The organism is Pseudomonas syringae KCTC 12500 (assembly GCF_000507185.2).
Taxonomy (GTDB): domain Bacteria; phylum Pseudomonadota; class Gammaproteobacteria; order Pseudomonadales; family Pseudomonadaceae; genus Aquipseudomonas; species Aquipseudomonas syringae.
On record NZ_AYTM02000001.1, the window covers coordinates 96663 to 117220 of the forward strand.

Genomic DNA, 20558 nt, shown 5'->3' on the forward strand with positions numbered 1-20558 from the left:
AGTGACCTCGAAACAGGTAGGTTGAATACGATGTGATTAGAGGAAAAAGTCCATACGGAAATAGATCGGCGCTTCGCGTTCGATCACATCGGGACGTTCCAGGGAATGAGCGAAGGTCACTGAGGCAGCAACGTGCTGGCCTCGGGTAAACAGCTCGAACGAGTTGCTGGACAAGCGCCCATGCTGCTCGCCGTTGTAACGGTCGTTGCGGATAACACCCTGGTCGTAACCGGCGGCCGCGCCATACTCGGCGAACACCGGGCGCAGCCAGTCCAGGGTGACCGGGCGAGTCAGGCGTAACTCGTTACGCCAGTAACCACCGCTGTCGCCAGACAGAAACTCATCCTTGTAACCACGCACCGATGCCGATCCGCCCAGGCTGGTGCGTTGCGAACTGAACAGCACATCCTCACTGCGCTGCCCGGTGGCCAGGCTGGTGAAGCTGAGGTTTTCGCCCCACAGTTGAAAGGGGTGCAGATAGCTGAGGGTGCCGGTGTATTTGCGATACCGCGCATCGGCCTCACCCGGGCGAGGATCGTGGTTGCCCTGCGCGTCCAGTGCACCGATGCCTTGCTGCATGCCCAGATCGATGTTGACGAACGCCGAGCCGACCCGCCGACCGTGGTTGATGCCGAACTGCGCCTCGGTGATGCGATTGCTGCTGACTGCCAGCTTGCTGCCTTCGACATAATTGTTGGTGCGCAGGTAGGACAGACCGGCATTGAGCGAGGTCTTGCTCAGCGCGTCGCGATACACGACCCGCTCGGCCTTGAACTGGTGGTTCTGGCTATCGCCGTCCTGCTTGAAGTTGACGTTCGAGGCCTGCGCCACCGAACGATATTCACTGGTGTTGTACAGGTAGCTGAACGTCCACCAGCCCCACGGCAGGCTGTAGGCAAGCGAGGCGTTGCGGGAGGCTTTCTGCCGATCGCTGATCGCATCGTGGCCGCCGCGCAGGCTGAACTGGTCGGCCAGCCCCGACGGATTATCCCACTCAAGGCCAGCGTTCCATTGCTGCTCGCCAGTGCTGCGCTGACCTTCGTTGGTGCGCGACAGGTTGGCCCGCCATGGTTTTTGCGGAGTGTTCTTGACCACTACGTCACTGCCACCGACGGCCTTACCGGGGGTCAGCTCCATCTGCGCCTGATTGGACGGCAGGCGATTGAGCTGATCGACCATCTGCTCGATTTCGCGCAGGTTGACCATCCGCCCTTCACTGCCGGGAAACGTCATGGCCAGCTCACTCGCCGACAGACCGCTGGCAGGATCGCCACGCAGATGCTCCAGCTTGCCTTCGATGACCAGCACTTGCAGGTCGCCTGTCGACAGGTCCTGTTGCGGCAGGTAGGCGCGGGTCGTCACCAGGCCTTTTTCGAGGTAGTGATCAGTGATGACTTTAAGCAGCTCATTGAGCTGCGCAACACCAAGGCACTTGCCGATATAGGGCTTGGTCAGCGCATCGCGCTCGGCGGCCGACAGCGAGTCAGCGCCCTTGAGCTCAATACGATCGATGGTGAAACAACGGGTATCGGCCGGGGAACTAGGGGTTGCGGGTGCGGATTGTTTGCCCGGCAGGTCCTTGAGTTCTTCAAGACGGCGGCGCTGCTCTTCGAGCAGGCGATCCTGACGGTCACGAATAAGATCCTGGTCACCTGGCAAACTGGCGGGAGCAGTGGCTGCAAGCGAGGTAGCTGGCGCGATGGCGAGCAGTAGCAGCAAAGCCAGTTTTAGGACATGAGGATACACGGCGCGTCCTTGCGGTAGCATATTGATATCAAAAAGGTGGGCAATACTAGAACGCCATCATAGCGGCGTCAAATATTTGTATCGACCTTGTATCCGATTTGTTGAACTTTTTTTGAAGTTGATTTTTACAACACTGACCTTTAGCCAGCGCTCAAGGGTCATGTGCTTAATATTGATAGGGCGCAGCGTATCTTTTCGACATAGCATTAAGGTCATAATTAAATATATGCAGAAATGCTAATCGGCTATTACGCGAAAACCGGCTCGGCTCAAGGCCGCAGACACACTAATAAAATGACTATGGGTTAAGGAAACAGGCGCAAGCATGCTGACCTTCCAGGGCTCTGGAGCCGCGACGACGGTCTTTTTTGCATGGCCAGGGTGTAAGACAGAGGCAGCAGGTTTCGATCAAACCCTGTGGTGTGGCGCATGAGCAAAACGGGATGAGTAATAGCAGCTAATTGTCGGACACCACTCGACAATGAGCCGCTATGCCAGAATCAGCGCCGCCTGCCGTTGAATTCAGTATCGGGTCTCTACAGCCTTTAAAAGCGGGTCATCGACTCTACAGCCTCCCGCGCCACGCACGGGAGGCTTGTCGAATCACTGTTGTCCGGACAACTTCATGATCATTCGCGACAGCAAATAGATACGCGGCGCCACGCTGCCTACTTCGGCGTACTCTTCGGGTGTATGAATATTGCCGCCGACAATCCCGAAGCCGTCCAGCGTCGGTGTGCCCACGCTGGCAGACAGGCTTGAATCCGCCGCCCCGCCGCTGCCCTCGATGGTCAGGGTGCGACCCAGTTCACCGTAGATGCCTTGTGCCATCGCGACCAATGCATCGGACTGCGCGGTTTGTGGCATCGGTGGCAGACCACGGACCAGGCTGGTCTTGACCTCGGTATCAGGCACCAGCTTGTTGGCCGACACCTTGGCCAGATCCTGCTCGACGCGGTCGAACTCCTCCGGTACGGCAGCACGCACGTCGGCCTTGGCGCTGGCCTGATCGGGAATCACGTTGGTGCGATCCCCTGCCTTGAGCACGGTAAAGTTGATGGTGGTTTTCTTCTCCTCGTCACCCAGCTTGCCGAGTTGCAGGATCTGATGGGCAACTTCGGTCGCGGCGTTACGTCCCAGCTCAGGCGCAACGCCTGCATGCGAGGCCTTGCCTTTGACTTCGACCAGCGCGGTGGCCGAGCCTTTGCGCCACACCACCAGACCGTCGGCCGGACGACCCGGCTCGAGGTTGAGCGTGACGTCATGCTCCTTCGCGGTTTTCTTGATCAGCTCGGTACCGACGCCTGAGCCGGTCTCCTCGCTGGCGTCGAGCAATACCGTGATCTGCGCGTAGTCGGTGAACTTCAGGTTGTGCAGCACCTTCAGCGCATAGATAGCGGCAACGATGCCGCCCTTGTCATCCATCACCCCTGGGCCATAGGCACGCCCGTCCTTGATATGAAACGGACGCTCGGCCGCAGAGCCTTCCTTGAACACGGTGTCCATGTGCGCCATCAGCAGAATCTTCGCCTTGCCGGTGCCTTTAAGGGTGGCGATGACGTGGTTGCTGGCCTCTGGCGTATTTGGAACGAGCTCGATGGTGGCACCGAGCTTTTTCAGTTCTTCGATCGCGATGTCGCTGACCTTGGTCAGGCCCGGGACATACCCGGAACCCGAGTCGATGTTCACCAGACGCTCCAGCAGCTTCAAGGCTTCGTCCTTGTATTGCTCGGCATCGGCCTGGATGGCCTTGTGCGGTTCGGCCATGGCCGCCGGTGCCAGGGCTGTCAGCGCAAGCGCCAGGGCGAGATGAGCAGCCAGTGGCGAGCGGGTAAATGAGCGCATGTGTTTCATCCTTGTGTTCGATCATCGAGGTTTTTTCAGGACCATACCCTACACACGTACCGGCCGTCATGGTTCAGCTCGCCTTGCGCCAGCGCTCGAAGCGGTCGAACAGCAACGCGTAGAGGATCGGAATCAGGCCCAGTGTCACCAGCGTACCCAACGCCAGGCCACCCATGATGGTGATCGCCATGCCCTCCCAGAGCGGGCCGGCAAACAGCATCAGCGGCACCAGCCCGATGATGCAGGTCAGTTTGGTCATCACGATCGGCCGCAAGCGCTTGATCGCGGCATTGACGACGGCGTCACGCACCGCCAGGCCTTGCTCGCGCTCAGCCTCGATACGTTCGAGCAGCAGCACGGCATTGTTGACGATGATGCCGGCCAGCGACAGCAGCCCGAAGGTGGCCATGAAGCCGAACGGATAGCCGGTGAGCACCAATGCCAGCGCCACGCCGATCAGCACGAAGGGTACGCTGGAGATGACGATCAGCAGCTTGCGGAACGAATTGAACTGCCAGACGAACAACAACAGCATCGCGACCAGTGCGTGTGGCATGTACTGCAGCAGCGCCTGATTGGCCTCGGCCGAGTCTTCTATTTCGCCACCCGGTTCGATGTGGTAACCCGCCGGCAGGCTGATTGCAGCTATCTGCGGTGCCAACTGCTCGACGATCGAGGTCGCTGTCATTGACGGATTGTGTCCGACCACCGTGATCGCGCGTTGCAGATTACGCCGCTGGAGGGTCGATGCCTCCGCCCTGGGCTCGACAGTGGCAATGGCCGACAACATCAACGGCGCACCCCCGGAAGCCGGGTAAATCAATGTGCTGTCCAGATCATTGCCCGGTTTGCTCAGCGTGCTCTGCTCGCGCGCCACAATCGCGACAGCAATATCGCCATCCTGCAGCGACGACACGGACAGCCCGCTGTTTCTCAGTTGCAGGGCCTGGGCGATGTCCTGAGTGGCAACACCGGCCTGCAGGGCCTTGTACGGGTCGACGACAACGTCGTAACGCAGCAATCGGGTCCGCCAGTCATCGTGCACGTCCAGGGTTCCGGGCAACGCCGACAAAGCCTGCTCTATCTGTCGGGCAATACCGCGCAACACTTCCTCATCAGGACCGATGACCCGGTAGACCGCAATCCCTGCCTCGGTGGTGCCCATCGAAAATCGTTTGGGCTGCGCTTCGATTTCAGGGTGCTGCGTGAGGACAAATTGCCGTGCGCGCTCGATCACCGCATCGAGGTTGGCGCCTTCACGCACGCTGACAGTGAAGTACGCGATATTCGGCGCCGGCAACGGGGGATTGAGTCCAAGCACGATCCGCGGCCCGCCACTGGCGACATAACCAATACTGTGTTCCACATCCTGATCGCTGCTCAGCCACTGGCTGATATCACGCACCGCTCGCGACGTGTCTCGCGAGCTGCTGCCGGGCTCCAGCACCAGCGGAATCTGGAACTGCATGCGGTCCGACTTCGGCAGAAAATCGTACGGCACCCGGGTCAGCACCACGACCGCCAACGCCAGCAACCCCATCATGCAGGCAATGAAGATCAGCGAGTGATTCAGCAAGCCCTCGATGACCTTGCGATAGCCGCGGTAGAACACCGAGGCATACTCATCGGCATCATCCGCTGACGCTTTGACGGCCGGCATCCTGGCGAAGTAAAAGCACAACAGGGGCGTCACCGTGACGCTGAGCAACCACGAGCTGATCAGCGTCGTGGCGAGCACAACCGCCAGCGAACGCAGGTATTCGTTGGTGCTGGTCTGCCCCAGAAAGAAGGGCGAAAACGCCAGCACGATGACCAGTGAAGAGGTCAGCAGAGGGATCATCAAGGTGCGCCCTGCCTCCTCACAGGCACTTCGTCGATCCTCGCCCGCATGCAGGCGTCGCTCGATGTCTTCGGCGATGACAATGCCGTTGTCCACCAGCAAGCCCAGCGCCAGGATGATCGCGGCAATCGACACCGTCTGCAGCTCGATCCCCAGTGCGCGCATGATCAGCAGCGTACTGAGGATGGTCAAGGGCACAATCACCCCGACCACCAGGCCGGTGCGCCAGCCCAGAAACAGCATGACCACGCACATCACGATCACCACCGTCTCGGCCATGACGTGATACATCTTGCTCATCTCGTGCTCGACCACGCTGGACTGGAAGGTCACCACGTGCAAGGTAAAGCCCGTCGGAAGTTGCTGCTCCAGCTCACCGAGTCGCTTGCGCAAGGCATCACCGAACGTCTGCACATTGAGGCCTGGCTGCATCGAAACCGCCAGTACCACAGCATCCTGTCCCTGGTAGATCGCTTCGGTTTCCGGCGGGTCGACAGGGCTCACCGATACCCGACTCAGGTTCTGCAACGCGACCTTCTGACCATTGGGCAACTGCACCGGGAACTGCCGAAGCTGCTCAAGCGAAAGCACCTCGCCACTGATCGAAAGCGTGGTGCTCTGCTGGCCGATGACCGGGTTGCCTCCTGTCGCGATCAGGTTGCGGGCTTGCAGTTGCTGAAGTAGTTGTTGCGGGGAAAGTCCGGCGGCGGCCAGCGTCTGGTGCTCGACATCGAGGTAGATGCGTTCATCCTGCAGACCATATATCTGCACCTGATCGACGCCCTTGAGCGCATAAAGCTGATTGCGCAAACGTTTGATCGGGCCGCGCATCTCGCTCATGGTGAAACCCGGTGCGGTCAGCGCGACCGAAGCCACGGCCACGCGACCGAAATCATCATCGACAAACGGCCCTTGGGTGCCGGGCGGAAAACCACCGCTCGTTTCGCTCACCTTCGCCCGGAGCCGTTGCCACAGCAGCCCAAGATCCTTGACGTTGTCATACGCCGTGACCTGCACGATCACTCGGCCAGGCTGGACCGTGGTGAGCACGTTCTTGATCTCGGCCAGTTCACGGATACGCTCTTCGAGCGGCCTGGCGAGCAGTTCCTCGCTGCGCTCTGCGGACAGCCCGTCCAGAGACACGCTGACCAGTGCGTCGCGAACGGTCACCGACGGCTCTTCCTGAGAAGGAAAGCTCAAAAAAGTCGCGACACCGGCCAGCAAAATCAGCAAGGCGACAAACAGGGTCAGGCGGCTTGCGCCCATGGCGCGGGAGGTAAGATTCATTGCGCATCACCGGTCAGGCGAGTGTCTGAATGAAACAGCGTGACGGGCTGACCGTCCTGCAGAAAAGCAGCGCCGGCAGTGACCACTTGCTCACCAGCGGTTAGCCCGCTGACGACCACTGCCCGTCCTTCTCTGACCGTACCCAGCGTGACAGAGCGGACGGCGACTGTTCCTCCCGGCTGGTAGACGAAGACTTCGGCAACGTGGCTGCTGGTCCCCATCCATAATGCTTGCACCGGAACTGACAGCGACTGTGCGTCGGCAGCGGGATGCATTTGCACAAGCAGCGTGACGCCACTGGGCAGCCTGCCGGCAGGCCGCAGCACTCGGAACACAGCCGTTCTGACCAGCCCGTCATCGGCTCGGGGCGAAATGCCTTCCAGGGCGAGATCAAACCCTACCGTACCGTCTGCGCTGCTGGAGGCGCTGGCGAGGTCGCCCGGCTCAAGCGACTCGGCAAGTGCCAACGGAACAGCTGCCACCACTTGCTGCTCCGTAGCGGATTCGACATCCAGCAGCACCTGCCCGGCGGACAACAAGCTCTGCGGTTGTGCATGACGAGCCACCACGCGCCCGGCAAAGGGTGCGATCAACCGGGTGCGATCCAGTTCGCGACGGGCCAGGTCCAGCTCGGCTTGCGTGCGGATCAGCTCGGCGCTGGCTTGTTCACTGGACGACTGGGCCGACTCGACGACGCTCTGGGCGACACTGCCCGCTGCGAGCAGGTTTTGCTGACGCTGGTAGTTACGCTGGCGCTCCAGCGCCTGAGCCCGGGCCAGCCGCAAAGCGGCCTGCGCCTCCTGCAGACGCAATTGCGCGGGCTGTGGATCAAGGCGGGCGAGCACCTGGCCCGGCTTGACGCTATCGCCAATGTCGACCCGCAGCTCTGTCAGGGTGCCTGCCGATTCAAACGCCAGACTGGCGCGCTCCTGCTGTCGAACGGTGCCGATGAAGCGCAGCGCAGCGCCCTCTCCCGCCCGCACCGTCTCAACCTTGACTGCCCGGACAGGCGGAACGCTGGCCGTCTGTTTATCACCGCAGCCACTGATCATCAGGGTGATCAGCACGACGCCGCAAGCGCGTGACACACGCCTCCGTAGAGCCAGAAACGCATCAGGATTCAATCGCATGGCAGGCTTCAACCCTTCAGAAAGCGTAATTCAAGGCAATCAGGCCACTGCCTTCGGCATCGGTCTCGACCAGCGGGCTGCCACGGGTCTGGTCGGTGTAATGCGTCACCCCGACGCTGGCGACGGTTGACCAGTGGGCGTCGAAGGTATGCTGCCAGGCGAGCGCCGCCGAGTACGCGTAAATGCCGCTGTCTGCGTTGAAACGGGAGAAGCCGGTGCGCTGACTCTGGATCGGGCTCACGCCGAAATAAGTCTGGTTGTAACGGCCGTCCCCGGCGTGCGCATCGATGTCGAGGGTCACCGTATCGGACTGGCTGTGGTAAGCGATGCCCTCGAAACCCAAACGGTAGCGATTGCCACGTTGTTCACCAGCCACCCGCAGTTCGGCCTCGGCACTGACGGACAGCCACGGCATGAGTTGCTGAGAAACCATGAAGTCGCCCACGGTCGCGCCCTTGACGGTACCCATCCCTCTCAGCTCGTTGGAACCGGGCCGATTCGTGCTGTTTTTCTCGGTCCGACCGAAATCGTAATTGAGTGCAGCGCTGGCGCCGAACCCGGAATCCGACTGCCATTGCAGCCCCAGACCGCGCGTGGTGTCGGCGAAGAAGATGCCGCGCTGGACCGTCAGCATGGGCACCACCTGACTGCGGTATTCATCGGCCCCCATGTAGCGCGGCAGCACCGCCATGCCGAGCCCGAAATTGACGTTGAACCGGTCACCCAGCATCGACTGGCTTTCAGCGGTGCTGTCCTGGGCACAGGCCTGACCGGCCAGGGTCATGGCCGCAGAGGTGATCAACACGGTCAGCACAGGTTTAAGCAGCGCAGACAGCAGGTGAGTACGAGAGATTGCAGGGCTCATGGGGATACTCCGGTTTCATTCAGGATTGGGGTGGGGTTGTCGGTTCTGCTCCGTGCAGCACTCGAAACAGATCGATGCGGTTTTGCTGCAGCGCATCGAGGGACTTGCGAGCGGCTGCGTCGGCCTCGGCAATACGGAGAGTGGAAACCAGCAATGCAGTACGCTCGACAGCGCCCGCATTAAGCTCAAAGGACAGGCGCCGCACTTTTTCCTGGACCAGCGCAACACGCTCGACCTCGTTGCGGACATGGTTCAGGGCCTGCTGACGGCGGGTCAGCACAGCGGACATTTCACGGAAGGCGTTCTGCACGGCCTTTTCATACTCGGCCACCGCGATCTGCTGACGCACCTTGGCAAAATCCAGGTTGGCCTGATTACGCCCGCCGTCGAACAGCGGCAGATTCAATTGCGGCGTGAACAGCCAGGCACCGCTGCCGTTGCTGAACAAGGTGCGCAGGCTGTCGCTCTGCAAGCCCACGCCGGTACTGAGTTTTATCGACGGAAAGAACGCCGCACGGGCAGCACCGATGTTGGCATTGCTGGCCTTGAGGGCTTCTTCGCGCTGACGGATGTCGAAACGCTCAAGCAGACGCTGGGACGGCAAATTCGACAGCCAAGGCGGCGTCTCGACCAACGCGGCAGTCAGCGCAGGAGTGTCTGGCGTGCTGAGGGGCAACGCTGTCGAATAGCCGGTGAGCAACAACAAGGCCTGCGACGCGTTGGCGTGATCGCTTGCCGCATCCTGTACCTGCTGTTGCGCAGTCAGGGTGTCGAGGCGCTGTGCCATCAGATCGTCCAGCGAAAGCGCGCCTTGACGCTGCTGCTCTTCGGCCGCCTTGACCAGCATCAGCCGGGCCTCGTGAACCGCCTGCGCATCCTGCTGCACGGCAGCCGTCAGACGCTCGGCCAGCCAGGCGCGGGCGACTTCCGCGATCAGCGCACCGCGTGCCGCCAGCTGGCCGTAGGTGCTGGCCAGATAATCGTGCCGCGCCGCCTCCGACAGGCTGCGCACGCGCCCGAAGAAATCCAGTTCGAAGTCAGAGACGCCCACCGACGCTATGGAAATGTCCTGACCATAACGCTCGTCGGCGGCCGCATTATCGAAGTGCTGACGATCGCGCTCGACACCTGCAGCAAGGGTCGGAAAGCGATCGGCACGGGTAATGCCGCGCATTGCCCTGGCCTCCTCCACACGCAGCACCGCCACACGAAAATCGCGATTGAACGCCAGGGCCGATTGCAGCAGACCGCGCAGCTCGCCCTTCGGCGATAACTCGCCAGCAAGCGCTTCTTCGTCGGCACTGAGCACGACGGCTGTGGAGGTATTCGGAGCCGCGACCACAGCAGACACCTGATCGACAGGGACCGGCAACGCCGGACGCTGATAGGCCGGTATCAACGAGCAGCCCGAAAGAACCAGGCTCGCCAGCATGGCCAGGCAATACCGGCGGCGGTTGCGGATACGCTTGGACAGCGGTGTACTCATCGGCATAGGATCTGTCCGCGACAGTGGGCTCTGGGCAGCATCCTGAACGTCGACTTTCAACAAACCGTTCGTGAATTATCAAGATTTGATCAAGAGGCGCTCTCGTGTCAGGAAAACGCATTCTTATCGTTGAAGACGATGCCGACAGTGCCAGCATTCTTGAGGCTTACCTGCGTCGTGACGGTTTAAACGTCGGGCTGGCCGAAAACGGTCAGCGCGGTATCGATATGCACCGTCAGTGGAAACCCGACCTGATTCTGCTGGACGTCATGCTGCCGCTTGTCAGTGGCACGGACGTGCTTTCGGCAGTCCGGCGCTGCAGCGACACGCCGGTGATCATGGTCACCGCCATGGGCGACGAACCGGAAAAACTCGGCGCCTTGCGCTATGGGGCCGACGATTATGTGGTCAAGCCCTACAACCCGCGGGAAGTAGTGGCCCGTGTGCATGCGGTTCTGCGGCGCTCCCAGCAGAACGGCAGCAACGAGCGTCATTTGCGCTACCAGAACCTGCTGGTGGAGCTGGACGCCGTCACCGCAATCATTGAAGGTCAGGATGGCGCAGAGACCGTGCTCGACCTGACACCTACCGAGTTCAAGATCCTTTCGACGCTGCTGAAAACGCCGTCCAAGGCTTTCACTCGCGAAGAGCTGCTGGAAATCTGCCTTCCCGACAGCGAGGCGCTGGCCAGGGTTGTCGATGCGCATGTGCATAACCTGCGGCGCAAACTGGAGATCCATGGCGTGGACAACGTGCTGGTCACCGTCCGTTCGGTTGGCTATCGGTTCAGGTGATCCTCATGCGACATTTTTTCAGGCACAGACAAAAACCGTTGTGGCACTGGGTCGGCATGCGCATGAGCATGCTCGCCGTCGGTGCGGTCATCGTCATCGCATTTTGCATGTGGCTGCACGTCACGGTCTCTGACTGGCTCACTCTGCAGGCCATGCCGGCCGACGTGCGCATGGAGTTCCTGCGGCTGCAGGCCGAGCCCACCCTGGACATGGTCAAGCTACGCGAACTGTTCTTCGAGTATTACCCGATCGAAAACCTGCTGCCGGGCATTGCCAACAAGGAATGGTGGGTGCTGGCAGCACTGGTATTGGTGGCGATCCCGATCATCCTATTCTTCGGCTTTCTGTTTTCCCGCCCGCTTTCCAGCCAGTTCTCTTCGATTGCCAGAGGCGCACGTCAAGTCGCCCAGGGCGACTTCAAGACGCGCCTGCCGATGAGCACCAACGGCCCGGACGAATTGCAGGCGCTGGTCAGCGACTTCAATACCATGACCACACAGCTCGGCCGTTACGAACTGGAGGTCAGCGAATCCAGCGCCATGATTGCCCATGAGCTGCGCACGCCACTGAATGCGGCCATGGGACGCATACAAGGCATGATCGACGAAGTGTTCCCGCGTGACCTGGCACAACTGGAAATGGTCCACCGCCAGCTCGGCCAGTTGAACAAACTGGTGAGTGATCTGCACCTGCTCTCGCTCGCCAGCGCGGGTCAGCTGACCCTGGACAAGACGGAGTTTTCCCTTGAGAAACTGGTGGTCGAACGGCTGAGCTGGTTTGCCACGCCGCTCGATGAGGCAGGTGTCGCCGTGACGATCGATATCCCGCGGAAATTGATCGTCAACGCCGACCGTGACCGGATCGGTCAGGTGGTGAATATTCTCGTTGAGAACGCGCTGCGCTATTCGGCGATGGGTGGCGAGCTGCTGATTGTCGGCAAAGCCAGCGCAGGGCGCATGGAACTGACCGTCTCGGACCGCGGGCCCGGCTTTGACTCGGAGAACCTCGAACAGGTATTCGACCGCTTCTGGCGTGCCGAACGTTCGCGGGCGCGTTATTCGGGAGGCAGCGGCCTTGGCCTGTCGATCGCCAGAGCCATTTGCCTCGAGCATGACGGCACTATCGAGGTCCGCAACAAGCCAGGCGGAGGATCCGTCATCCGCCTGAATATTCCGGGCTGAGCCTGCCTGCCCGGCCCCGCAGATCAGTGCCCCATCAACGAATCGATGCCGTCCGGCTTATCATGCACACCAAACCGGTCCACCAGCGTAGCGGTGGCCCGGTTCATGCCTATAACGTCGACGCTGATGCCTGCCTTTCTCAGTTTCAAAACCACCTTGTCCAGTGCGGCCACAGCGGTGATGTCCCAGAAGTGCGCCTCGCGCAGATCGATGACCAGTGTCTCAAGGCTTTCGCGCAGGTCGAATGAGTCCATGAAACGGTCAGCGGAGGCGAAGAATACCTGGCCGGTCACGTAGTAGGTGCGATGGCTGTGGAAGGGATCACGATGCGACGTGACGTCAAGGAAGTGAGCGATCTTGCTGGCAAAGAACATCGCGGCAAGCAGAGAACCGACCAGCACACCGTAGGCAAGGTTGTGGGTCGCCACGACCACCACCACGGTGACCACCATCACGATGTTGGTCGAGAGCGGGTATTCCTTGAGGTTGCGGATCGATCCCCAACTGAAGGTACTGATCGACACCATGATCATCACCGCCACCAGCGCAGCCATCGGAATACGCGCCAGCCATTCGCCGAGAAACAGCATCATGATCAACAGCAGTAAACCTGCGCTGAGGGTTGAAAGGCGTGTTCTGCCGCCAGACTTCACGTTGATCATCGACTGGCCGATCATGGCGCAGCCGGCCATGCCCCCGATCAGTCCGGTGGCGATATTGGCAATGCCCTGCCCTTTGCACTCACGGCTTTTGTCACTGGAGGTATCGGTCAGGTCATCGACGATGGTCGCGGTCATCATCGACTCCAGCAGGCCCACCACGGCCAGCGCGGCGGAATACGGCAGAATGATCAGCAGCGTGTCGAGATTGAGCGCGACATCCGGCCACATGAAAGTCGGCAGGCTGTCGGGCATTGCGCCCATGTCACCCACGGTTCGTACGTCAAGCCCCATGTAAATGGACATTGCGGTGAGCACCAGAATGCACACCAGCGGCGAAGGCAGCAGCTTGCCCAGCACCGGCACACGCGGGAACAGGTAGATGATTGCCAGGCCCGCTGCGGTCATCGCGTACACCGGCCAGGTCACATGGGTCAATTCCGGCAACTGGGCCATGAAGATAAGAATCGCCAGTGCATTCACGAACCCGGTAACCACCGAGCGTGAAACGAAGCGCATCAACTCACCCAGGCGCAGATAGCCGGCGATGATCTGCAATACGCCGCAGAGCAAGGTGGCGGCCAGCAAATACTGAAGCCCGTGCTCTTTGACCAGATTCACCATCAGCAAAGCCATCGCACCGGTGGCCGCAGAAATCATCGCCGGGCGCCCGCCCACGAAAGCGATGACCACGCAGATACAGAACGACGCGTAAAGCCCGACTTTCGGGTCTACCCCGGTAATGATGGAGAACGCGATGGCCTCTGGAATCAGGGCCAATGCAACCACCAGCCCGGCCAATACATCGGCACGAACGTTGGAAAACCACGCAGCTTTGATTTTTTCTAACATGGGAATACCTGTGACAGACGCAGCAAGACGCACGGCAGCGATTGCCGGGCGAGCAGGAGCATCGGTTTTCGATTAAGTAATCAGAGTGGGAGTGGCAGCGACCAAAAAACGGGCGCAGCAACGGGCGACTGCAGCAAAAAGGCAGTCAGGTGTTGCGAGGGGGGCGTAGCGCTAAGGCGGCGTAGGCAGCCAGTTGGAACGGGACACGTCTATTTCCTTCGATGGGTCGTAAGGCGCTGGCATCATAGACCTATCCGTTTGAGGGGTTCAAGCGCAAGCCATCTCCCCGAACGACCTGAGTGACGGGTGGCGTAACACTCTGCAACACCTGCAAAAGCCATCTGATCCTGTTTTTTACAGCCCTTTTGTCTCTGTTCGTTATGGCCGGTTTCGCTCATGATGCAGCCTTGTTCATTCGATGCCGCTTATGAAACGCTACGAAAAATTCGCCGCCGACATCTCGGAAATGATTCGCAGCGGCGTCCTGCCCGCCGGGGGAAAAGTCCCGTCCGTACGCGTCGCGAGTCGCACCTGGTCCGTCAGCCCGGCAACGGTCTTCAAGGCCTATTACCTGCTGGAAGACAAGGGACTGATTCAGGCCCGCGCACGCTCCGGGTATTACGTGCGCGAGCATGCCGCCAATGCACTGACCGAGCCTGAACTGATCAGACACACCAGCGAAGGCACCGAACTGGGCGTCAGCGACCTGATCTTTTCAGTGCTCGGCTCGCTCAAGGACCCGGACACCGTGCCGTTTGGCTCGGCGTTTCCCAGCCCGCACCTGTATCCGCTGGCGAGCCTGGCAAAGTCGATGGCGTCAGCTGTGCGTGCGCTGACGCCTGCGGGCATCGTCAGCGACATGACCACCGGGAATCCCGAACTGCGCCGACAGATCGCCCTGCGCTACATGATCAGTGGCGTGCGCTTGCCGGCTGACGAACTGGTCATCACCAATGGCGCGATGGAAGCCCTGAACCTGTGCCTGCAGTGCGTCACCGAGCCCGGCGACCTGGTCGCCATCGAAGCCCCGGCGTTCTATGCCTGCCTTCAAGTGCTGGAGCGTCTGAAGCTGAAAGCCGTCGAAATCCCCGTGCATCCGCGTGACGGCGTGGACCTCGACTCGCTGCAGGACAGCCTGACACGCCTGCCGATCAAGGCTTGCTGGTTCATGAGCAGCTTTCAGAACCCATTGGGCGCGAGCATGACTCAGGAAAACAGGATCAGGCTCTACGACCTGCTGGAACAGCATCAAATCCCGTTGATCGAGGACGATGTGTACGCCGAACTGTATTACGGCGCCAAGGCGCCTCACCCGGTGAAAAGCCTGGATCGCAGCGGACTGGTGATGCACTGCAGCTCGTTTTCCAAGACCCTCGCGCCCGGCTATCGGGTCGGCTGGGTGGCAGGCGGACGTTACACCGAGCAGATTGACCGCCTCAAGCTCATGACCACCCTCTCCCCTTCGGTCCCCGCCCAGGCCGCGCTCGCCGACTACCTCAAGCATGGCGGCTATGACCGCCATCTGCGTAAACTGCGTGACACTCTCGAACTGCAACAAGGCGCGATGCTCGCCGCTGCCGCCCGCTATTTCCCGGCGGCGACACGCGTCACCCGCCCCGTCGGCGGCTACTTTCTGTGGTTCGAATTCCCCGAGCAGGTTGATTCGCTGCAGCTCTTTCAACTCGCGCTAGCGCAAGGCATCAGCCTCGCACCCGGCCCGATCTTTTCCGCGTCACGGCGCTTCAAGAATTGCGCGCGCCTCAACTACGGCACGCCCTGGGACGAACGCAGCGAGCAGGCCATGGCGATGTTGGGGCGTATCATCGCGTCGTTCTGAGCGTTTTCATGCCTTGCATAAAGGCAACTGATCCGTATTTTTAAGCTGTTTCTGAATCTGTACCAGAATCTGTATGAGCACGATAATGGCAGCGCTTTCAAACGCGCAGGCCAACCGCCAGAAGCGATACCTGCGGCTCGTTACAGACAGATCGATCAGCAGGAGACGCTCATGGGCAAGCTCGGACTTTCTTTGATAGGTTTTTTATTGTTGGCAATCGCGGTGGGTTTGTTGGGGACTATTTCGCCGTATTGAGGCGCCGCGAGCCAAGAATGCTGAAGCCGCGTCGCATTAGCGCCAAAACGAAAAAACCCGCCATTAGGCGGGTTTTTTCTTGTTCAAAGGCCTACACATCGCCTTTGAAATATATTCTGGCTCCACGACCTGGACTCGAACCAGGGACCCAGTGATTAACAGTCACTTGCTCTACCAACTGAGCTATCGCGGAATGAGCGCTATGTTACTGATTCGGAAAAGGAAGTCAAGCAGAGCAGAAAAAAATCCTGCTCGTTCATCCGGATACCATTTCCGGCCAGACAGGGGCACAGGTCAGAGGACTGCCTGCAGTACACGGTAGTCCTGCTTGATCCGGTAGTGAAAGGTATTCTTCACCCCGGACACTGTCACCGCCCTGCCCTCGACGGTCATTGGCTGATAACGAAAGGTCTGCGCTGCGGTCAGTGACGGGCGCTGGCCAGAATCAAACGCCGACATATATGTGACTCTGATGCGACAGAGCCTCACGCGTTGCCCGCAGCGACCGCCAATGCAGTGCTGTTCAACCGCGATGGTACTGACGACGCAGAGTGCGACATAAGTGACGGCTGAGTCATGGTGCTGATCCGGGGTGGCGTACACGTCAGATGCGAAGCAAAGACCTGCAACACACGTGAGCTGATTCGACCTTTCGCGGTCCGCGTTACCCGTCACCGAAGTGTCATGTGCATCTGTTCTGCTGGCCGATAATCAGCACCTCAGGAGCCGTCTGTTCATGTTCAGGATTATCCAACCTCATCGCTGGAAACTCGCCATGCTGATGGTCGCCTCCAATCTCGGCCTGCTGGCGTTTCTGGCATTCGGCACCGTCAAACCTGTCAGCGAATGGCAGTGGCTGGACATCGTCGGTGAAGGTGGCTCTGCCCTGCTGTCGCTGGTCTGGCTGTTTCTGGTGTTCAAGAGCAGACCGGCCGGCCGGGTGACCAATTACCTGTCGATCGGCCTGAGCTGCGTGTTCTTCTCGTGGTGGATCGACGCGCTCGACGAATTTATCCGCCTGCCCGCCGAAATCGAATGGGATCACTGGCTGGAATCCGGCCCGATGCCGGTCGGCCTGATCCTGCTGACTTTGGGCATCTTCCACTGGCATCGAGAACAACTGGCAATCAGTGCGCAAATGGAAAAGCGCGAGGGCGGCTTCCGGGAGCACCGGCTTTACGACAAGCTCACCCCGCTGGGCAGCGCCGACTATCTGAAGCGCCAACTGGTGATCAGCCTGGAACAGAGTGTCTGCCAACAGCAGCCGCTGTCGCTGCTGGCGCTGGACCTGGATGGTTTCAGCGCGATCAACAATGCCTTCGGGCATGCCGAAGGCGACGAGGTGCTGTCAGCGCTCAACCACTTGCTGGTACTCAATCTGCGCCGCCAGGACCTGCTCTGCCGCCTGGCCGGCGACCGCTTCGTGGTGTTGCTACCCAACACCGGAGAAAGCCAGGCAAAACTGCTGGCGCTGGAGTTGCAGCAGGCGGTCGCCAGCCTGGCGCACAAGACCCGGCAACAGGGCGAGCGCATTCATCTTTCGGCCAGCGTGGCGGTCGTCATGGCACTCAATGAAACGCCGGACAACCTGCTACGCCGCCTCAATCTGTCGATGGCCCGCGCCCGACACCCTCTGACCCGCACTGCCTGAGCGCCTGACATGACGCTTAAAAGTGACTGGTACGAAGTCGACAGCCGCTTCATCCCCAGCCACGCTGAAGCGCAAGCTGCACAAGCACTGCACGCACTTTCAGGCGCAACACGATCTGGCGCGCAAACACGTCGCGTTGTACCTGTATCAGATCAAGGGGATGAGCAATGAAGCCGTGGCGGACTATTTGAACTTCAACGACCCGGCCAATTTCCGCCGTTCATTCAAACGCTGTACAGGCAGCACGCCGACCCTGATACAGCGCCTGTTCAACTTAGAGTGAGCGCGCCTCAGCGCTGCACGCACAGCTTGTAGCCCAGGCCATGGGCGGTGTGCAGCAACGGCGTGTCGTGGCCGCCATCCAGTACCCGCCTGAGCACATGGATGTTGCTGCGCAAGCTGCTGCTGTTCGGGGCATCACGGCCCCAAAGCGCCTCCTCCAGTTCGGATCGCTTGACGATGTGCGGGCTTTTGCGCATCAACAGTTCCAGCAGTTTCATGTTGGTCGGGTTGAGCTTCAAAGGCACGCCTTTGCGGGTGACCTCAAGGGTGTCCAGATCGAACTGCAGGTCGGCAACCACCATCATCCGGTTGTCCTGGCGCTGCCGCCGGCTGACAATCGCTTCGACCCTGGCGAGCACCTCGGACATTGCAAACGGCTTGGTGATGTAGTCGTCGGCGCCCACCTTGAAACCGGTGAGCCGATCATCCAGTTCATCGCGCGCGCTGAGCATCACAATCGCGACTTCCGACTTAGAGTACTGGCGCAGGCTGTGGCAGATCTGATTGCCGTCGATACCGGGCAGCATAATGTCGAGAATGATCGCATCGAAGCGTTTCGAGGCGGCCAGATGCAGCCCGCTCAGGCCGTCCAGCGCCCCTTCTACCGCATGCCCCCTGAGCTCGAAGAACTCCAGCAGGTTGTCGTGGATATCACGATGGTCTTCAATAACCAGAATGTTCATAGCCGTGCCTTGTTATTTTTCTACCCGGCCGACCGGGCATCTGCTGCCAATGCGTCTGCAGGCCGAGTGCCGAATGCATCAGGTTTGTTGACGGCCACTGCCTGGCTAATCGGCTGTTGCAACCTAGATCGGCCATAGAAGCACAAGGCAACCAGCAGCGTGCTCAGCCACACCACGATACCCGCCCAGAAGGTGTGCGACATGAAGTGCCAGCCTTGCAGTACCCGCGTGGTGCCGTAAATCATCCCGAGCAGGAGAATGCCCGCCAGCAAGACTTTCGAGTGCCGCCAGCAATAGCGACGAGCCACGAAGTACAGGGCCAGCAGACTGAACGCGCTTGACGCATGACCGCCCGGCCAGCATCGCCCGGCGCCAGCCTCGTGGAGCAGGTTGAAGTTCCTGAACCACTCGATGTGCGCCTGGCTGCCGCCGTATAAGGTGGTCTCGACGGGGCAGTAAACGCTGGTATGGCTTTTCAGGTAATGGATCATGCCGGTGCTCAGCGCAAAGGCGACGATGACGAAAAAGAAGTCCAGCCGATGCCTGCGCGCAAAGCGCAGAAAGGTGCCCAACCGAGAGCCCGTCAGCCGCCTCGCGAGGCGCGAATCATCATACTTTTCCAGCAACGGCCAAACGAAGGACAGCATCGCACCGATGATCGCCAGTTCCCCGGTCCAGTTCGGAAGGATCCTCGCCCATCTGTGCGTGATGTTCTCGAACAGATGGCTCTGGCCGATGGGGAACAACCCGGCCGTCGAATCAAAAAACAGGTCAGTCAATTGCCGGTCGATCGTGGTCAGGTCGAAAGTAACGAAGACCAGTAGAGCGAAAAACACCGGTAAACCCAGGTTTATGCCGTAAAACCGCAGCCTGGCGCTGGAAGATGTCGTCAATTGAATTGCTCGCTGTTGAGGTTTGCCCATTGCCCGGCATTCAGGGAGCCGAGAATTTTTGGTGGGTGGCTGCCGTCTACTTGTACGAAAAACGCCTGGGTGTACTCACTGGAGCGCTCGCCGCCACGTACGCCGGCCTTGCGTTCGAACTGGTCGATGCAGCCACTGTGAGTGACCAGTACCATGTTCTCGCCGCTGACCTTGTGGGCCTGCACAGCCTTCATGAAGCCGCTGTCACAGTCGTTGATCCAGTCCTCAGCGACCACCGCGTGTCCTGCCAGCAGTTGCGCAGTCTGTTGCGTGCGGGTCTTGGGGCTGGCGATCATGCGCGCGTGGTCCATGCCCATCTTCTGCAACCCGGCACCCACCGCCAGCGCGGTATCGCGGCCGTTGGAGGTAATGCCGTCGGCGTCGCCCATGCACGGGTTGCTCGAGCGGTCACAGCGTTCGGCATGGCGAATCATCACCACCACATTGCCTTGTCGCCAGTGCTCGCGAAGGCCGGAAACGCTCAGGTTTCTACCGACTCCCAGGTCCACTACATGCACACCGGAGAACGACGAGTAGAACCACGCGCAGATAGCCATCAGCACGACGGCAACGGACATCGATACGATATTCCGATGCAATTTGTAGCGCTGACTGATGCCCGAACGGGGAAGTACATTCTTGTTGATTATCGTGTTGGTCAAGGGACCACTCCTGCCATGAACCTATGTGTGGCGTTGACCCAGGGAGTGCCCGAGGTCTTCGCCGCTCCCATGCAGGCAAGATAGGTTCAGCATCGTCCCGGTGCAGTGAAGAAGATGTGAAAAACGTGTTATGGCCCAGCGCCATGTTTTTCACGCGAGCGCTCTGGAATGGGGGGTTGTGGTTTTACGGGCATGAACATGAAGATAATTTAAGCGTTTTTGCCGAAAGTTCCGTGCTCATCAGGACGATTTTTAACTGGCCGACCGTCTGCTGCAGCGGCGCTGCAAAGGATTAGCCACTAAAACGCTTATCGTTTACCATGCCGCGCGTCGGTTTCCGAGAGGAACTAACAGGGAATTCGCCCGCCTTTTTCCACCAGGCGAAAAACGAAACTGCCCCCGCAACTGTAGGCACCGAGCCTGCTCCATGACTGCCACTGGATCGTGATCCGGGAAGGCCGGAGCCTGGCGATGACGTGTCAGTCAGGAGACCTGCCGACCCGATTCAACCAACTAACCGGCGGGGTGTCCGGGAAGGACATCCGCACGCGTCGGCATTTCCTGCCGTGCCCGGTTATCT

Annotated in this window: 14 protein-coding genes, 1 tRNA gene, 2 pseudogenes and 1 riboswitch; of the genes and pseudogenes, 5 read left to right on the forward strand and 12 right to left on the reverse strand. The window is 60.0% G+C overall.

Translation table 11 applies throughout. The features are described from left to right. Window positions 1-36: 36 nt before the first annotated feature. The 6 genes from V476_RS00330 to V476_RS00355 all read right to left on the reverse strand — a co-directional run bounded on the left by V476_RS00330 (window position 37) and on the right by V476_RS00355 (window position 10205). Window positions 37-1746 (reverse strand): ShlB/FhaC/HecB family hemolysin secretion/activation protein, encoded by a 1710-nt coding sequence (locus V476_RS00330; RefSeq protein WP_024961150.1) that lies wholly within the window; start codon window positions 1744-1746, stop codon window positions 37-39. A 603-nt stretch (window positions 1747-2349) separates the two neighbouring features. After that, window positions 2350-3591 carry a M20/M25/M40 family metallo-hydrolase gene (locus V476_RS00335; RefSeq protein ID WP_010414692.1) on the reverse strand — a complete coding sequence of 414 codons (1242 nt, stop codon included), beginning with the start codon at window positions 3589-3591 and terminating at the stop codon, window positions 2350-2352. A 73-nt stretch (window positions 3592-3664) separates the two neighbouring features. Beyond that, the gene (locus V476_RS00340; RefSeq protein WP_024961151.1) at window positions 3665-6718 is read right to left on the reverse strand and encodes an efflux RND transporter permease subunit; all 3054 of its coding nucleotides are present in this window, start codon (window positions 6716-6718) and stop codon (window positions 3665-3667) included. After that, a complete protein-coding gene (locus tag V476_RS00345; protein ID WP_050428347.1) occupies window positions 6715-7848 on the reverse strand; it encodes an efflux RND transporter periplasmic adaptor subunit in 1134 nt (377 codons plus the stop codon). Before V476_RS00345 ends, V476_RS00340 begins: the two co-directional genes overlap by 4 nt. A gap of 16 nt (window positions 7849-7864) precedes the next feature. Next, entirely contained in the window at window positions 7865-8713 is an 849-nt protein-coding gene (locus V476_RS00350; protein WP_024961153.1) for a MipA/OmpV family protein, read from the reverse strand. 19 nt (window positions 8714-8732) lie between these two features. After that, entirely contained in the window at window positions 8733-10205 is a 1473-nt protein-coding gene (locus V476_RS00355) for an efflux transporter outer membrane subunit (protein ID WP_024961154.1), read from the reverse strand. Between the two features lie 98 nt (window positions 10206-10303). Here V476_RS00355 and V476_RS00360 point away from each other — a divergent pair, with 98 nt between their 5' ends. Further along, entirely contained in the window at window positions 10304-10993 is a 690-nt protein-coding gene (locus tag V476_RS00360) for a response regulator (RefSeq protein ID WP_024961155.1), read from the forward strand. Between the two features lie 5 nt (window positions 10994-10998). Further along, complete coding sequence (locus V476_RS00365) at window positions 10999-12174, forward strand: sensor histidine kinase (protein WP_024961156.1); 1176 nt, start codon at window positions 10999-11001, stop codon at window positions 12172-12174. Window positions 12175-12197: 23 nt separating this feature from the next. On the opposite strand, the gene V476_RS00370 is transcribed toward V476_RS00365, so the two are convergent. Beyond that, a complete protein-coding gene (locus V476_RS00370; RefSeq protein WP_024961157.1) occupies window positions 12198-13685 on the reverse strand; it encodes a SulP family inorganic anion transporter in 1488 nt (495 codons plus the stop codon). Between the two features lie 427 nt (window positions 13686-14112). Here V476_RS00370 and mapR point away from each other — a divergent pair, with 427 nt between their 5' ends. After that, window positions 14113-15522 (forward strand): GntR family transcriptional regulator MpaR, encoded by a 1410-nt coding sequence (mapR, locus tag V476_RS00375; protein ID WP_024961158.1) that lies wholly within the window; start codon window positions 14113-14115, stop codon window positions 15520-15522. A 372-nt stretch (window positions 15523-15894) separates the two neighbouring features. Here the strand turns inward: mapR and V476_RS00380 are convergent. Together V476_RS00380 and V476_RS00385 are read right to left on the reverse strand one after the other, a co-directional pair. Then, a tRNA-Asn gene (locus V476_RS00380) sits at window positions 15895-15970 on the reverse strand. Between the two features lie 101 nt (window positions 15971-16071). Beyond that, a pseudogene (locus tag V476_RS00385) lies at window positions 16072-16212 on the reverse strand (energy transducer TonB); the annotation flags it as partial. A 301-nt stretch (window positions 16213-16513) separates the two neighbouring features. Between V476_RS00385 and V476_RS00390 the strand changes: the two are divergent. Both V476_RS00390 and V476_RS00395 read left to right on the forward strand, forming a co-directional pair. Beyond that, window positions 16514-17428: a GGDEF domain-containing protein gene (locus V476_RS00390; protein ID WP_024961160.1), complete on the forward strand. Its 915-nt coding sequence runs from the start codon at window positions 16514-16516 to the stop codon at window positions 17426-17428. Window positions 17429-17474: 46 nt separating this feature from the next. Beyond that, window positions 17475-17711: pseudogene (locus tag V476_RS00395) on the forward strand (helix-turn-helix domain-containing protein); the annotation flags it as partial. Between the two features lie 7 nt (window positions 17712-17718). Here the strand turns inward: V476_RS00395 and V476_RS00400 are convergent. From V476_RS00400 to pmrG, 3 genes are read right to left on the reverse strand one after another with little or no spacing between them, the layout of a single operon-like run. Further along, a complete protein-coding gene (locus V476_RS00400; protein ID WP_003315442.1) occupies window positions 17719-18393 on the reverse strand; it encodes a response regulator transcription factor in 675 nt (224 codons plus the stop codon). A 20-nt stretch (window positions 18394-18413) separates the two neighbouring features. Continuing rightward, window positions 18414-19316, reverse strand: coding sequence for a phosphatase PAP2 family protein (locus tag V476_RS00405; RefSeq protein ID WP_050428348.1), 903 nt, complete (start codon window positions 19314-19316; stop codon window positions 18414-18416). After that, window positions 19283-19978 carry a lipopolysaccharide core heptose(II)-phosphate phosphatase PmrG gene (gene pmrG / locus V476_RS00410; protein WP_024684281.1) on the reverse strand — a complete coding sequence of 232 codons (696 nt, stop codon included), beginning with the start codon at window positions 19976-19978 and terminating at the stop codon, window positions 19283-19285. The genes V476_RS00405 and pmrG overlap by 34 nt, the downstream gene beginning before the upstream one ends. Before the next feature lie 314 nt (window positions 19979-20292). Then, window positions 20293-20492, forward strand: a riboswitch (cobalamin riboswitch). The last annotated feature ends 66 nt before the right edge of the window (window positions 20493-20558 follow it).

Excerpts from the sequence above, each read along its gene's own strand:
- V476_RS00345 (WP_050428347.1), bottom strand. The coding sequence starts at position 7,848 with ATGCGATTGAATCCTGATGCGTTTCTGGCTCTACGGAGGCGTGTGTCA.
- V476_RS00405 (WP_050428348.1), bottom strand. The coding sequence starts at position 19,316 with ATGGGCAAACCTCAACAGCGAGCAATTCAATTGACGACATCTTCCAGC.
- V476_RS00355 (WP_024961154.1), bottom strand. The coding sequence starts at position 10,205 with ATGCCGATGAGTACACCGCTGTCCAAGCGTATCCGCAACCGCCGCCGG.
- V476_RS00370 (WP_024961157.1), bottom strand. The coding sequence starts at position 13,685 with ATGTTAGAAAAAATCAAAGCTGCGTGGTTTTCCAACGTTCGTGCCGAT.
- V476_RS00335 (WP_010414692.1), bottom strand. The coding sequence starts at position 3,591 with ATGCGCTCATTTACCCGCTCGCCACTGGCTGCTCATCTCGCCCTGGCG.
- mapR (WP_024961158.1), top strand. The coding sequence starts at position 14,113 with ATGAAACGCTACGAAAAATTCGCCGCCGACATCTCGGAAATGATTCGC.
- V476_RS00400 (WP_003315442.1), bottom strand. The coding sequence starts at position 18,393 with ATGAACATTCTGGTTATTGAAGACCATCGTGATATCCACGACAACCTG.
- V476_RS00350 (WP_024961153.1), bottom strand. The coding sequence starts at position 8,713 with ATGAGCCCTGCAATCTCTCGTACTCACCTGCTGTCTGCGCTGCTTAAA.
- V476_RS00365 (WP_024961156.1), top strand. The coding sequence starts at position 10,999 with ATGCGACATTTTTTCAGGCACAGACAAAAACCGTTGTGGCACTGGGTC.
- V476_RS00340 (WP_024961151.1), bottom strand. The coding sequence starts at position 6,718 with ATGAATCTTACCTCCCGCGCCATGGGCGCAAGCCGCCTGACCCTGTTT.
- V476_RS00390 (WP_024961160.1), top strand. The coding sequence starts at position 16,514 with ATGTTCAGGATTATCCAACCTCATCGCTGGAAACTCGCCATGCTGATG.